At 62.3% G+C, this 13,137-nt stretch carries 13 protein-coding genes; 4 read left to right on the top strand and 9 right to left on the bottom strand.

The window, feature by feature from the left end; translation table 11 throughout:
• Positions 1–33 precede the first annotated feature (33 nt).
• The 4 genes from ACP15R_RS16230 to ACP15R_RS16215 are packed head-to-tail and all read left to right on the top strand — an operon-like array spanning position 34 to position 5,976.
• Positions 34–2,358 (top strand): DUF1989 domain-containing protein, encoded by a 2,325-nt coding sequence (locus tag ACP15R_RS16230; RefSeq protein WP_424987510.1) that lies wholly within the window; start codon positions 34–36, stop codon positions 2,356–2,358.
• A complete protein-coding gene (locus ACP15R_RS16225; protein WP_424987509.1) occupies positions 2,355–3,416 on the top strand; it encodes a quaternary amine ABC transporter ATP-binding protein in 1,062 nt (353 codons plus the stop codon). The genes ACP15R_RS16230 and ACP15R_RS16225 overlap by 4 nt, the downstream gene beginning before the upstream one ends.
• A 4-nt stretch (positions 3,417–3,420) precedes the next feature.
• Complete coding sequence (locus tag ACP15R_RS16220; protein WP_424987508.1) at positions 3,421–4,968, top strand: ABC transporter permease; 1,548 nt, start codon at positions 3,421–3,423, stop codon at positions 4,966–4,968.
• A 54-nt stretch (positions 4,969–5,022) separates the two neighbouring features.
• Positions 5,023–5,976, top strand: coding sequence for a glycine betaine ABC transporter substrate-binding protein (locus tag ACP15R_RS16215; protein ID WP_424987507.1), 954 nt, complete (start codon positions 5,023–5,025; stop codon positions 5,974–5,976).
• An 89-nt stretch (positions 5,977–6,065) separates the two neighbouring features.
• Here the strand turns inward: ACP15R_RS16215 and ACP15R_RS16210 are convergent, their stop codons facing one another.
• From ACP15R_RS16210 to ACP15R_RS16170, 9 genes are all read right to left on the bottom strand, one after another.
• Positions 6,066–6,434: a cytochrome c3 family protein gene (locus tag ACP15R_RS16210; protein ID WP_424987506.1), complete on the bottom strand. Its 369-nt coding sequence runs from the start codon at positions 6,432–6,434 to the stop codon at positions 6,066–6,068.
• On the bottom strand, positions 6,431–7,057 hold the full coding sequence (locus tag ACP15R_RS16205) for a ferric reductase-like transmembrane domain-containing protein (protein WP_424987505.1): 627 nt from the start codon (positions 7,055–7,057) through the stop codon (positions 6,431–6,433). The genes ACP15R_RS16210 and ACP15R_RS16205 overlap by 4 nt, the downstream gene beginning before the upstream one ends.
• Before the next feature lie 55 nt (positions 7,058–7,112).
• Complete coding sequence (locus ACP15R_RS16200) at positions 7,113–7,556, bottom strand: c-type cytochrome (protein WP_424987504.1); 444 nt, start codon at positions 7,554–7,556, stop codon at positions 7,113–7,115.
• A 7-nt stretch (positions 7,557–7,563) separates the two neighbouring features.
• A complete protein-coding gene (locus ACP15R_RS16195; protein ID WP_424987503.1) occupies positions 7,564–8,010 on the bottom strand; it encodes a c-type cytochrome in 447 nt (148 codons plus the stop codon).
• Complete coding sequence (locus ACP15R_RS16190) at positions 8,007–8,534, bottom strand: methylamine dehydrogenase light chain (RefSeq protein WP_424987501.1); 528 nt, start codon at positions 8,532–8,534, stop codon at positions 8,007–8,009. The genes ACP15R_RS16195 and ACP15R_RS16190 overlap by 4 nt, the downstream gene beginning before the upstream one ends.
• A gap of 30 nt (positions 8,535–8,564) precedes the next feature.
• Positions 8,565–9,155 carry a redoxin domain-containing protein gene (locus ACP15R_RS16185; RefSeq protein WP_424987500.1) on the bottom strand — a complete coding sequence of 197 codons (591 nt, stop codon included), beginning with the start codon at positions 9,153–9,155 and terminating at the stop codon, positions 8,565–8,567.
• A gap of 1 nt (position 9,156) precedes the next feature.
• The gene (locus ACP15R_RS16180; protein WP_424987499.1) at positions 9,157–9,687 is read right to left on the bottom strand and encodes a MauE/DoxX family redox-associated membrane protein; all 531 of its coding nucleotides are present in this window, start codon (positions 9,685–9,687) and stop codon (positions 9,157–9,159) included.
• 1 nt (position 9,688) lies between these two features.
• Positions 9,689–10,825 carry an amine dehydrogenase large subunit gene (locus ACP15R_RS16175; RefSeq protein WP_424987498.1) on the bottom strand — a complete coding sequence of 379 codons (1,137 nt, stop codon included), beginning with the start codon at positions 10,823–10,825 and terminating at the stop codon, positions 9,689–9,691.
• A 494-nt stretch (positions 10,826–11,319) separates the two neighbouring features.
• On the bottom strand, positions 11,320–13,020 hold the full coding sequence (locus tag ACP15R_RS16170; RefSeq protein ID WP_424987562.1) for an AMP-binding protein: 1,701 nt from the start codon (positions 13,018–13,020) through the stop codon (positions 11,320–11,322).
• Positions 13,021–13,137: the final 117 nt, after the last annotated feature.

Raw genomic sequence — 13,137 nt, 5'->3', positions numbered from 1 at the left:
TCGGACCACGTGACTTGCATCGGAGAGACGACCGTGCTGACCGTCAATGACCCAACGACCCTCCCACGGACCCGCTATCGCGGAATCGGACAGGCCGATCACCTCAAACTGCATGTCGGATGCGGCGAGGCCGGGCACATCCGCGTCCGCGCCGGCAGCGTGGTATCGGTGACAAGCATGGATGGTGGCTGTGATGCCTGGATGACGGCGCGCACCGCGACCGCCGGTGTTTTCGACCTGTCTGCGCTCGGCCTGCCTGACGCGGTGGGCGACCGGCTCGACTCCACAAGGTTCGACCACCGCCAGATGACGGCGATGGCCGGCGCGCGCGATTCCCGGCTTGAGGATGCCCGCGCGTTGCGGATCTTTGACCGGGAAACCGCCCCCGGCGACACCTATATCGCCAAGGTAAGCACCGATTGCGATCTGTTCGTGATCGTCCCGGTCACGGATGGCTATTTGACCCGGGGCGGCGGCGGCACCATGTCCGTCACCGTCAAGCCCCCCGCCGGGAGCGACAGCGCGGTCATCCTGCCCGAACCGCTGGGCAAGGTGCGCGATGAATGGCGCGTCTCGCGCGGCACCGCGCAGGCCTATGAGTTGAAAAAGGGCGAATTCGTCCAGATCATCGATGTCGAGGGACAGCAATGTTCCGACTTCATGGCAATGCGGTCCTCGGCGCTGGATGCGGGCATCGAGCGCTATATCGACTCGACCGTATCGCGCACCATGACCCGCAGCGCCTATCCGCAGCCCGGACTGGGCGACAAGTTCTATGACCAGGACATTCATCCCCTGCTGGCCGTTCGCCGCGACACGGTGGGGCGGCACGACACGTTTGCACTCGCCTGCACCGCGCGCGGCTACGAAGACCGGGGCTTTCCCGGCCATCTGAACTGTTCCGACAATATCACCGCGGCCTTTGCCCCCTATGGCATCGCATCACGCCGCGCCTGGCCCGCGATCAACTTTTTCTTCAACTCGTGGATCGACTGGCAACAGCACCATCTGGCCGGGGACGAGGCATGGTCGCGCCCCGGCGATCACGTGGTCATGCAGGCCCTGAACGATCTGGTCTGCGTTTCCACCGCCTGCCCCGATGACGTCGACCCGATCAACGGCTGGAACCCCACGGACATTCATGTTCGCATCTATCAAGAGGACACCCCGATTACCCATTCCGTTTCCTGGCGTGCCCAGCCGGATGAAGCCGGCAGATTGACCCGCCATTCGGCTTTTCACCCGCGTACCTCTGCGCTGACCAGCCGGTTTCACCACGCCCGCGACCTATGGGTGGCCTCCGAGTATGACGCCACCGGTGCAATCGGCGAATATTGGGCCTGCAAGAACGCCGCCACGCTGCAAGACATGTCCGGCCTGCGCAAATACGACGTGGTCGGCCCGGACGCCGAGGCGCTGTTGCAACATTGCCTGACGCGGAATGTTGGCAAGCTGGCCCAGTATCGCGGCATCTATGCGCTGATGTGCGACGCGCGTGGCAACGTGCTGGATGACGGTACCCTGTTCCGGCTGGAGGCCGCCGCCTTTCGCTGGTGTTGCGGATCGGACAACTCGGCCGAACACCTGCGCGAACAGGCGGAGCGGCTGGGGCTGAACGTGCGTGTTCTGTCCCTTGGCCACCGCATGGTCAACCTCGCGCTGCAGGGGCCGAAATCGCGCGATATCCTGCGCCGGCTCGTGTTTACCCAACCCGGCCACCCGGCGCTGGAAAACGTGAAATGGTTCGGCTTTACCATTGCCCGGCTGCATGATCGCGACGGGCCGATGTTCATGCTGTGCCGCTCGGGATTTACCGGTGAGCTTGGCTATGAGATCTTCTGTGATCGTGACCACGCGCTGGACATCTGGGACGCGCTGATCGAGGCTGGCGCGCCGCACGGGCTGGTCCCGATGGGTGGTACGGCGCTCGATATGGTGCGGATCGAGGCCGGGCTGATGATCGCCGGGGCCGAGTTTGGCCCCGATTGCGATGCGCTCGAGGCCGGTCTCGGGTTCGCGGTGGATTTCAACAAAGAGAATTTCATCGGCAAACCCGCGCTTGAACGCAACGCCGCCGCGCCGCGCCGCGTTCTGGTCGGCCTGCACCTGTCCGGCGACCAGGTTCCGCATCACGGTGACGGTATCTTTGTCGGCCGCGAACAGGTCGGCATCGTCACCAGCGCCTGCCACTCGCCGCAGCTTGGGCATGCCATCGCGATGGCCCGCATCGCAGTTGAGAATTCCGAGATCGGTGGCAAACTCGAAATCGGCAAACTTGACGGCCACATGAAGCGCCTGCCCTGCACGGTTGTTGCGCTTCCCTTCCTTGATCCCAAACGCACAAAGGCCCGCGCATGAACGAACCAAGCTCAGATGCAGTAGTCGTCGCCAGGAACGTCTGGAAAATCTTTGGCGCCCGTGCCGAAGAGGCCATGCAGGCGGTGCGAGAAGAAAACCTGTCCAAGGCCGAGGTGCTCGAACGGTTTCAGGCCGTAGTCGGCGTGCGCGACGTGTCGATCTCGGTCGGCGAAGGCGAGGTGTTCTGCATCATGGGCCTGTCGGGGTCGGGCAAGTCGACCCTCGTGCGCCACGTCAACCGGTTGATCGAACCGACCAGCGGCGAGATCCTGATCAACGGGGTCGACGTGGGCAAGCTTGGCCCCGAAGACCTGCGGCAGGTGCGCGCGCAAAAGATCGGGATGGTGTTCCAGAACATGGCCCTGCTGCCGCATCGCACGGTGCGCGACAACATCGCCTTTGCCCTGGAATTGCGCAATGTCGATGCCTTTACCCGCGCCAAGATGGCCGACCGGGTAATCGAACTGGTCAGCCTGCAAGGCTATGGCGACCGTTTGCCCGCCGACCTGTCCGGCGGCATGCAGCAGCGCGTCGGCCTGGCCCGCGCCATGGCGGCGGACCCGGACATCCTGTTGATGGATGAACCGTTCTCGGCGCTTGATCCGCTGATCCGGCGGGGTTTGCAGGACGAATTCCTCGAACTCGCCCGCACCATGAAGAAAACTACGCTGTTCATCACCCATGACCTCGACGAAGCGATCCGGATGGGGAACCGCATCGCCATCATGAAAGACGGCGAAATCGTGCAGATCGGCACACCCGAAGACATCGTGACCAACCCGGCGGACGATTATGTTGCCGATTTTGTCGCCGGGATCTCGAAACTGAAACTGATCTACGCGCACACGGTGATGAAGCCGATCGAATCCTACACGCGCGACGGGGTGACGCTGCCGCCGCTTGCCGAATGTCCCACCGCCGATCCCGAAGACAATCTGGATGTCCTTGTCACCCGCGCGGTCGACCAGGAGCATCCGATCATCATCATGAGCGATGGAAACCCCGTTGGCATCGTCACCAAGGACGCATTGCTGCACGGCATCAAGGGCGAGGTCTGAAACCATGAACACCGACACGGATCTGAGCAAACCCTTTGTCGAATTCGCCGGCCCCAATGGCGATTACTACGCCGACACCTTTCTGAAAATCCAGAAATCCACGCTGGGCCGGGCCCATATCAACACCGCCGCGCTGCTGGGCAGTTTTGTCTGGGCGGCGCTGCGGGGCAATTGGCTGCTGTTCTCGATCGCCTTCGTGATCGACCTGATCGCGGCGGTCAACCTGGCGCTGGTCTGGAAGTATTCCAACGCCGCCATCGCCAATGCCGACAAGGATTTCCTGGTTGCGCGGTACGAAGGCTGGACATCGACCCACCTCGTTGCGGCCATCGTGACCTTTGTTCTGGGGCGGTTGCTGTTTGCGTGGCTCGCGGACCGGTTCTATGCCAACCAGTACAGCAAGTGGCGCGTCGACCGCAGCGTCAACAGCGGCGTATCGGTTCAGCGCCTGGTGATCTGCGCCCTCGTCTTCGTGTTGATCGTGCCCCTGCTGCTCTATCGCACGACACAATTCGCGCCAGACGAGCGCGCCTGCCTGCGACAGGATCGCGCCATCGCCAGCGGTGAAGAGGTTGGCTTCAAGGCTCGGTTCGATTGCTCGTTCATCGGTGAATTCCCGACGCTGGTCTGGATCGACCGCCCTGACGAGATCACTTTCCCCCGCGACGAGGACGGCAACCGCATCATGCTTGCCACCCCGCCCTCGCCGGAAGCACCGCCGGTCAACCTGCTGACCTTCGTGTCCGAAAAGATCGACACCGGCGTTGCCTATCTCACGGTGTTCTACGGTTTCCTCTTTGACGGCATCACCCAGTTCCTGCGCGGGATGCTGGGGGCGATCACCTCGGTCTTTGTCGGCACCCCTTGGCCGATCACGATGGGGGTGCTGCTCTTTCTGTCATGGAAGATGGCCGGCACACGCACCGCGATATTTGTCGGGGCATCGTTGTTCTATCTCGCGATCTTCGGGTTCTGGCAGACCGCGATGGACACCATGTCGCTGGTGGTGGCGGCCTCGATCATCTGTGTCGTGCTGGGTCTGCCGCTGGGGATTCTCGTCGGCAAATCGGCGCGCGGACAGAGCATCGTGACCCCGATCCTTGACGTGATGCAGACGATTCCCTCATTCGTCTACCTGCTCCCGGCAATTGCGTTCTTTTCCATCGGCAAGCCGCCGGGGATCCTCGCGACCGTGATCTTTGCCATGCCCCCGATGGTACGACTGACCGCGTTGGGCATCCGTCAGGTTCCGGAAAATACCAAGGAGGCCGCGCTCGCCTTTGGTGCCAACCCACGCCAGCTGCTGACCAAGGTCGAGTTGCCGCTGGCGCTTCCCTCGATCATGGCCGGGGTCAACCAGGTGGTGATGATGAGCCTGTCGATGGTGGTCATCGCGGCGCTGATCGGCGCGGGCGGCATGGGTTACATCGTCGCCGAGGCGCTGGAAAACACCGAAACCGGGCGCGGGATCCTCGCCGGTCTGGGCATCGCCCTGCTTGCCATGATGATCGATCGCGTCGTGCAGAAAACCAACCCCAACCGCGAACAATAAAACCGGGACGGCACAGGTTGTGCCCGTCCGACCAACCAACAGGAGACACTTGAAATGATCAGGAACCTACTCACTGGCGCGGCCCTGACCGCCCTGACGGCAGGCGGCGCGCTGGCGCAGGACGATGCCACCGTTACCATCGGCGATCTGACCTGGACCGGGACATCCGCCATCGGCCATGTGATCGAGGCCATCATCAACGGACCGCTTGAATCCGAAGCGGTCATCGTGTCGGGCCTTTCGGATGGCTCGGTCATCGCCGCGGGCATGGACAAGGGCGACGGTTCCGCCGATGTCTATACCGATCTGTGGATGCCCAACCGTCAGGCGATCTGGGACGAATTCGTCGATGGTGCCAAGACCGTCGGCCATAACTCTCCCTATGCAGGCACGCAAAAGCTCTATGTTCCGGCCTTCATGGCAGACCGGGTGAGCTCGATCGAAGACCTGGCCGATCCCGAGATTGCGGCAATGTTCGACAAGGATGGCAACGGCAAGGGCGAATACTGGGCCGGTGACGTGGGTTGGAAATCGACCCGCATGTGGGAGGTCAAGTTCAAGAGCTATGGCCTGTCCGACCTGTGGGAGGCCGAGAACCTGCCCGACGCGACCTTCAAGGCCCAGCTCAAGACCGCGGTACAGCGCGAACAGCCGATCCTGTTCTATTACTGGACCCCGGAATGGGTCCACGCGGCCTATGATTTGTCTCCGATCGCGGAACCGGCGCGCACCGAAGGATGTGAAAAGGTCGATCTGGACGCCGAAGACTGGCTGGAAGCCTCAAGCTTTGCCTGCGCCAGCCGCGATGCCGAAATCTATGTGGCCTATTCCAAATCTCTCGAAACCCGCAACCCGGCGGCGGCCAAGTTCCTCAGCCAGATTCAGCTCGATCCCGATGTGGTCAACCAATGGATTCTCCGGATCGGCCGGGACAAGCTCGATCCCCGTGACGTCGCCGAAGACTGGGTTGCCGAGAACATGGATATCGTGAACGGCTGGATCAACTGAGCAATCGCAACGCCCCACCACTCGCGCACCCGGCAAGACAGACATGTCCGGCCGGGTGTATTCATTGGAGCTACCGGCGCCCCGGCTGATCAAAACGCGCTGTCGGGCAGGTGGCAATCGATGCAACGCCGGGTGGGACCGCTGGCCTTGCCGGCGGCCTGCTCGCGCATGTGGCAGGATCGGCACAGCGTGTGGAACTGATGTTCAAACAGATGCGCCACCGTGCGGTCCGTTGAATGACAGGCGATGCAGGGCAGACCGGTGGTTCCATCGACAAACTCATGATGGCAGGTCGCACAGGCGACGCCGAAATGATCGTTATGGGCAAAGGTCATGGGCAGGATCGGTTCACCATCTTCAAACAACTGCACCCGATTTGCCGACACCGGCGCAAAGGGCGGCCCAAGAACGACAAGCGCCGTACCGATCAATAGCAGAATGGCCAGGATCCCTTTCATGCCCCGCCGTTCCGGAGCAGGACAAAGAACAACACCGCAACGCCACCGCATATAAGGTAAACCATGCTGGACGCGGAGGGCGGACCCGGCAACCGGGCCCAATAGCGTCGGCCAAAGCAGGCGCAGAGCGCGATCAGCACCAGCGCCGCCCATTGCGGCCAGGTCGCAAGGTAAAACCCGCTGAGCATCACATGCAGCAAGGCGGCAATCACAACTGCAAACCCAAGGCCCCGATGGGTCATGCGAAAGCTGCCATATCGCCTGTGAACCCGCATCCGGTCGGGCATCCGCGCGATGCCGCACAACGCCGCCAGCGCCAGTATTCCGATCAACCCCGCCCACATGTACAGGGGGGCGCCCGGTTGCAGATAGACCCGCACCGTCGCATCACCCGCCAGAAACCACAGCGCGTGGGCGATGGCCATGCCAAGCACCCAATAGCCAAGTGTTTCGTGCCGGCGCGCGGTTCCCGATCTGCGGCAGGGCAACATCTGGAACAGCAGGCCGGCCAGCGCCAGAAACCCGAGCGCATTGCCGAAATCCCAATAATATCCGGCCCCCACGCGGCCCGCGGCAAAGGTTGCCGCGAACACCAGCGCTATCAGGATCGCGAGAACCGTCATGGGCCACCTTCGTGGGTGCGTTCCCCCACCTGCAAGCGAGGCACGGGCGGCGCGATCAGGGCCAGGGATAGTCGGCGATTTCGATCCCGGTTTCCTTCAGTTCGTCCACCACCTGGCGACGATAGACCACCACATCCGCCACCGGCAGGGCGCGTCGATGCGTGACCTCTTCGGCCGAGAATTCCGCGCCGCCCCCGCCCCATCGGTCGAGGATATAGTTCAGAACCCCGGCCACATCGGCGTCGGACATGTTTGTCGAGATCACGCCGGGAACATGCATGATATAGGTGCGCCCGGTTTCGATCCCGGCAATATGGCCGACCGAATCCTGAAACGGCGGGATACCGCCTTCTATTGCCCCCGCCCCATCCTGACGATGGCACCCGGAGCAATGCAATAGATAGTTCGCGCGCGGCGACAGTGCCTCGGCACCGGCCAACGGAACATCGGGAAATCCACCGATCAACAGGGCCGTCAGGGCAACAAGAACGCTCTTCATTCTGGCCTCACTCGGACTCGGGGCGCAGCGCCTTGAGATCCGCGTTGCTCAATGCGCCGCCGCGCGCCGTGGCGATGTCGTCCGCCGATACCGTCTGGTCAAGCCCGCCCAGCTCCGCAAGCACCCAGGTTGAGATCAAGGCGAGATCATCATCCGACACCCCCGTAACCGGGATCATCGGCATCCCGGCGTACCGCTCGCCGCGCACGGTGATCGGCATGTTGAACCCCTTGGTCACAACGGTGCTGACATAGGCCCCCGCGTCATCGCCAAGCGCCTGCCAGAATTCGGGCCGGTCCAGCGCCGGAGCAAGCCCCGGCGTGCCGGTGCCGCCCGCGTTGTGGCAGATGGCGCAATTGTCCTCGAACAATTGCGCACCATCCGCAAGCACCTGCTGTGACAGGCCAACACTGCTCAGCGCGGCCACGGCACCAAGAACAACCGGTCGCATCATTCCGCGGTTCCCACCACGACCGAAACGGTACAGTGATAGCCCTTGTCGGTATTGGCCGTGCACCAGTTCACGTCGTTATACAGGCTCATGCGATAGCCCGGGCGCTCGCCCTTGTTGTTGTTGCAGAAGGTCGCGGTGGGGATGAACGGCTTGCCGCAGCAATCGTTATAGCTGATCAGGTATTCCTTGCCGTCATCCGGGTTGTTGCAGGTGCCGACCCAGGACACCGCCGATACCGATGACCCCGGTGGGCAGGTGGTCAGAGAGCCGCCGGACTGGTCACACAGAAAGCCGTCGATTGCACAGTGACGCCAGTAGCTGCACGGGTCCTCTGCGCCGCCACCTTCGGATGCGTGGACGCGGCGGTCAAAGGGCAGCACCGGCGAAAGAACGGCGGCCCCGAACAGCGCCGATCCCGTGCGCGCCAGGAACGACCGGCGCCCGTGCTGGCGTGCCGATGTGCGGATATTGCTCTCGACGCTCTTGTCGAGACGGTCGAGGAGTTTGTCGATGATACGGGTCATGGGCGGTTTCCTTCTTGATGGAACGAAGAGTTACGAAGTCATGCCGGCAACGGCGGCTTGATATGAGGGTATTCCGGTCTCGGACGCGGTAAACAGGCTTTCCAGCTGTTCGCGGCTGTTCACGAGACCCTTGGCATCGACCTTGCCATCCTTGTCGATCAGCACGGCAAAGGGGAGTTTGGAGACCCGGAAACTCATCCCGAGCTCCGAGGACAGGACATAGGGGAACCCCTCAAGCCCTTCGGCCTCGATCAGGCGGCGGTGCAGGGTTTCGCGGCCATCCGATGCCAGGATCACGTCCAGCCAGGCGGCCTCGTCCGACTGGATCGATTTCAGCGCCGGCAACAGCGCCTTGCAGATCGGACAGCTGGTCGAGAGAAAGAACACCAGCTGGGCGCGGCCCGTTTTGCCCGCAAGGGTCAGCCCCTCGCCATTCAGGTTCGGCAACGCCATTTGCGCCACCTTGTCGCCCAGCCCCGGACCGCTGTCCGAGATCATCGCGCCGACCGGAGACACCCGCTCGAACAGGATGCCGACCTGGCGGGCAAGGGCAAAGATGACCCCGATCTGAACGATCACGATGATCCAAAGCAACAGGTTGGAAAAGATAAGCAGAGTCATGTCAACTTTCTCCTGCGCGAATATTGGGCAGGTGCGAGGCGAGTTTTTCGACAACCGCGTAAATCGCGGCAAGAACTAGGGCCGCGGCAATGGCGGCAGCGGCATCGACCGCCCCGATGGCCTGGGCGGGCAGCACCGCCACGATCAACGCCAGCGCGGCAAGTATCGCGTTCCGCAACAGCGTGTATCCCGACACGATCTGCGGAGCGCCACCGCAACCGCAATCAATCTCGCTGCGCCCGCGCATCAGTGCGGTGGCCATCAGCAGGCCATAGCCGGTGAACAACAGGCCCGCCACCACCGCACCCGGCATCCGGGTTCCCGGCAGCAACAGGGCAAGCACGGTGCCGATCTCGACCGCCGTCAACACGCGCACGATGGGGGCCGTCCACTGCTCGGAAACCACCCCGTAGCCCTGCGCAAAACCCACGGTTTCAAGAAACCGTTCAAGCTTGTGCCAGGCGGCCCGCATGATCACGATCACCAGGAAAGTGGTGATCGTCACCGATGCAAGAGGGGCAATCGCCTGCATCTCAGTAGTCGGTCGAGAGGATGGTGGCAAAGAACGCGACGCCATCGCGCTGCACCGCCTGCGTCAGGCTCACCGTATCGCCAAGCGTCACCTCGTACCGATGCACCCCACCCAGGTGGTCGACACCGATCACCGCCGGAACATCGCCACCGCTGACGGTGATGTTGCCTTCGCCATGGGCCTCGGACCGTCCGGTGACCGCTTCGCTCTGCATGTTGATCGCCCAGATTTCCTCGGCGGGCAGCTTGTGCGAACCATCAAACGGGTTCGAATGCATGGTGATGAACAGGGTCTGCGACGCGTCGTGATACCCCATCAGGTTATATCCCGACGGTGCCCAGCCCTCTTCGGCAAACTCGATGGTCTTGACCAGCGTCGGCGTGTCACCGCTGTCGTCAACCACCAGCAGAGCCCCGGCATAGGACACGTAGACAAGATTGCCGCCGACGCGTACCGCATTGGCAAAGACCGGGTTGGCATCGGGGTCAAAGATCTTGTCCGACCGCGCCGGATCGCCAAAGCTGCCATCCGCGGCATAGCTGTATTTGACCACGGTTCCGTCGCCACACAGGGTCGAGAATGCCATGCCGTCCATCGCCGGGTAGGCGGTCCAGCAGCCCGGTGTCGGGATCTCGGCCAACTCCTTGTTCGCGGCCAGGTCGACGATGCTGACCGAGGTGGCGGGCGTCGCGTTCTGAACCACGAGATATCCGCCATCGGATGACAGGTTGAGCACGCCGCGCTGGCTCAGGGTCTGGGCCAGCTTGTTGGAGACGATGATCTCGCGCTTGGCGGTCAGCGCCTGTGAATCCCATTCGGTGACAACCGCCTCGACATCGCCATAGGTATAGCGGCTCATGAAGACCGACGAGGTATAGACACTGGACTTGTCCGGGCTCATCAGCATCTGGCTAAAGTTGCCGGCACCGATATTGCCCTCCAGCGACAGGTCGTCGGCATTCAGCACCATGATGGAACTGGGCCCGGAAATGCCCATGTCCATGACATAGACATGCTCACCTTCCGAGATGCGTTCTTCGACAACGAGCGTTTCCGGCTCCAGGTCGACTTCCTGCGCGATGGCCGGCCCACCAAGGACAGCCAAGAGCGAAAGGGCGGATATAGCGTTGTTTTTCATGGGCAACCTGCTGGTATGTTGTGAATGAGTATTGCGTGTCATGTCGTGGCCTGCCGTCTGACGGGGGCGGCAAGAATGAGCGGACCCAATGGCCGCCGATGAGTTGACCGGCTGTCGGGAACAGGATACCAGGCGACAGCGGCGCACCCGTGCGGAATGGGCATACATGTCGTCATGTCTGAGGCAGTCCCGTCAGAGCCATCGGTGTCCTTCCCCGTCGTCCTGTTCCGGCTTCGTTGCCCCAAACGACACCACAAGGATGGAAACGGGTCTTGGCCTTGCGCGCCAAAATCCGGGACAATTGCGCCAAATTTATCCTTTGTTTTCAATGCAGCTTTCCTTTTCCGCAGAAAGTTCAAGCGAGTCCGGCACCAAACGATACAGGCCTGATGCTACGAAGCGATCATCGGCCGATCAACAAAATTATCGGTTGCAAGGGGCCAGAACCACGCCAGCCCCCGCCCGGCATCGATAATTCCGGCACGGCCCGGACGTCAGTCGGCCTCTTGCGCGAGCATGGCCTGCATGCGTTCGGACATGACGAATTTCTGCGGCTTGCCGGTGATCGTCATGGGCAGTTCCGTAACCATCCGTACATGCATGGGCACCTTGTAGTGGGCGATCTGCCCCTTGCAGAATTCCTGCACATCCTCGGCGGCGAGCGTGCACCCCGGTTTTCCGATGATCCAGGCACAGACGACCTCGCCAAGTTTTTCGTCGGGCACGCCAAAAACCTGGGCTTCGCTGACCTCGGGATGCCGGATCAGGAATTCCTCGATCTCGCGCGGAAAGATATTCTCGCCGCCCCGGATGATCATGTCCTTGACCCGCCCGACGATCGAACAAAAGCCAAGCTCGTCGAACACGCCCAGATCACCGGTCAGCATCCAGCCATCGCGGATGCTCTTGCTGGTGGCGGTCTCGTCGCCCCAATAGCCGGTCATCACGGAGTAACCCCTGGTACAGATCTCGCCCCGCTGGCCAACCGGAACGGTTTCGCCCGCTTCGTCGATCAGCTTGACCTCAAGATGCGGATGAATGCGCCCCACGGTTTCACACCGCTTGTCGACCGGATCGTTGGTAAAGCTCTGGAATGACACCGGCGAGGTTTCGGTCATGCCATAACAGATCGTGACCTCGGACATGTGCATCTCGCTGCCAACCCGGTTCATCACCTCGATCGGACAGGGTGCGCCCGCCATGATGCCAGTGCGCAGGCTCGTCAGGTCGCGCGGGCGGTTGGCCAGATCCTGCAACATCGCCACGAACATGGTCGGCACCCCATAGAGCGCGGTCGCGCGTTCCGCTTCGGTGGCGTCCAAGGTCTGAACCGGGTCGAATGCCTCGCCGGGGAACACGATCCGCGCGCCCTTGCTGACCGCGCCCAGAACCCCCATGACCATGCCGAAACAGTGATACAACGGCACCGGGATCACCAGCGTGTCGCTATCGGTCATATCGATACGATCGGTCACGAACCGGGCGTTGTTGACGATGTTGAAATGCGACAACGTCGCGCCCTTGGGCAAACCGGTCGTACCCGAGGTGAACTGGATATTGATCGGGTCCTGCGGTGTCAGCGTGGCGTCGATGGTGTCAAGCTCTGCGCGTTCCCCGGCACCGCCAAGCGTCGCGATCGCGTCAAAAGACATCATGCCCGGCCCCGGCTCGCTGTGCATCACGATGACATGGCGCAACTCGGGGAGCTTGGCGGCATGCAGTTCACCGGGCTTGGCCGTCGCCAGTTCCGGCAGCAATTCGCGCAGCATGTCCACATAGTTCGAACTCTTGAACACCGGCGCCGCGATCAGCGCCTTGCACCCCACCTTGTGCAGCGCGTGCTCGAGTTCGGACAACCGGTAGGCCGGGTTGATATTGACCAGGATCGCGCCGATGCGCGCGGTGGCGAACTGGGTCAGAACCCATTCAAAGCGGTTCGGCGACCAAATCCCCACCCGGTCGCCCTTTTGCAGGCCAAGCGCGAGCAGGCCCGCGGCGCATTGATCGATTCTCTCGTCGAATTCCCGATAGGTCAGGCGCAGGCCGGTTTCGGAAAACACCAATGCCTCGCGATCGCCATACGCGGCGCGTGTCTCGCGGAACAATTGGGGGATGGTCACATCCTTCAGCTCCGGGTGGATCGCCCCGACCACATGCGACAATCCATCGACCGGTGCCGACCGGTCATGCTCCACAGTATTCAATTGCTTTCTCCTCACGATCTGGCGGGGCCGGAACCCCGGGGGTTGCGACCTGCCTGGTTGCCGCCCTGGCAAGCCCGTCGGTGACAAACCGGGGCATGCCCCGCGATT

This window comes from Microbulbifer sp. S227A (assembly GCF_049800935.1).
The sequence above is the reverse complement of the archived record's forward strand: the minus strand, read 5'-3'. Positions and strand labels throughout refer to the sequence as shown.

Excerpts from the sequence above, each read along its gene's own strand:
- ACP15R_RS16220 (WP_424987508.1), top strand. The coding sequence starts at position 3,421 with ATGAACACCGACACGGATCTGAGCAAACCCTTTGTCGAATTCGCCGGC.
- ACP15R_RS16190 (WP_424987501.1), bottom strand. The coding sequence starts at position 8,534 with ATGACCCGTATCATCGACAAACTCCTCGACCGTCTCGACAAGAGCGTC.
- ACP15R_RS16175 (WP_424987498.1), bottom strand. The coding sequence starts at position 10,825 with ATGAAAAACAACGCTATATCCGCCCTTTCGCTCTTGGCTGTCCTTGGT.
- ACP15R_RS16200 (WP_424987504.1), bottom strand. The coding sequence starts at position 7,556 with ATGAAGAGCGTTCTTGTTGCCCTGACGGCCCTGTTGATCGGTGGATTT.
- ACP15R_RS16225 (WP_424987509.1), top strand. The coding sequence starts at position 2,355 with ATGAACGAACCAAGCTCAGATGCAGTAGTCGTCGCCAGGAACGTCTGG.
- ACP15R_RS16180 (WP_424987499.1), bottom strand. The coding sequence starts at position 9,687 with ATGCAGGCGATTGCCCCTCTTGCATCGGTGACGATCACCACTTTCCTG.
- ACP15R_RS16195 (WP_424987503.1), bottom strand. The coding sequence starts at position 8,010 with ATGATGCGACCGGTTGTTCTTGGTGCCGTGGCCGCGCTGAGCAGTGTT.
- ACP15R_RS16215 (WP_424987507.1), top strand. The coding sequence starts at position 5,023 with ATGATCAGGAACCTACTCACTGGCGCGGCCCTGACCGCCCTGACGGCA.
- ACP15R_RS16205 (WP_424987505.1), bottom strand. The coding sequence starts at position 7,057 with ATGACGGTTCTCGCGATCCTGATAGCGCTGGTGTTCGCGGCAACCTTT.
- ACP15R_RS16210 (WP_424987506.1), bottom strand. The coding sequence starts at position 6,434 with ATGAAAGGGATCCTGGCCATTCTGCTATTGATCGGTACGGCGCTTGTC.
- ACP15R_RS16185 (WP_424987500.1), bottom strand. The coding sequence starts at position 9,155 with ATGACTCTGCTTATCTTTTCCAACCTGTTGCTTTGGATCATCGTGATC.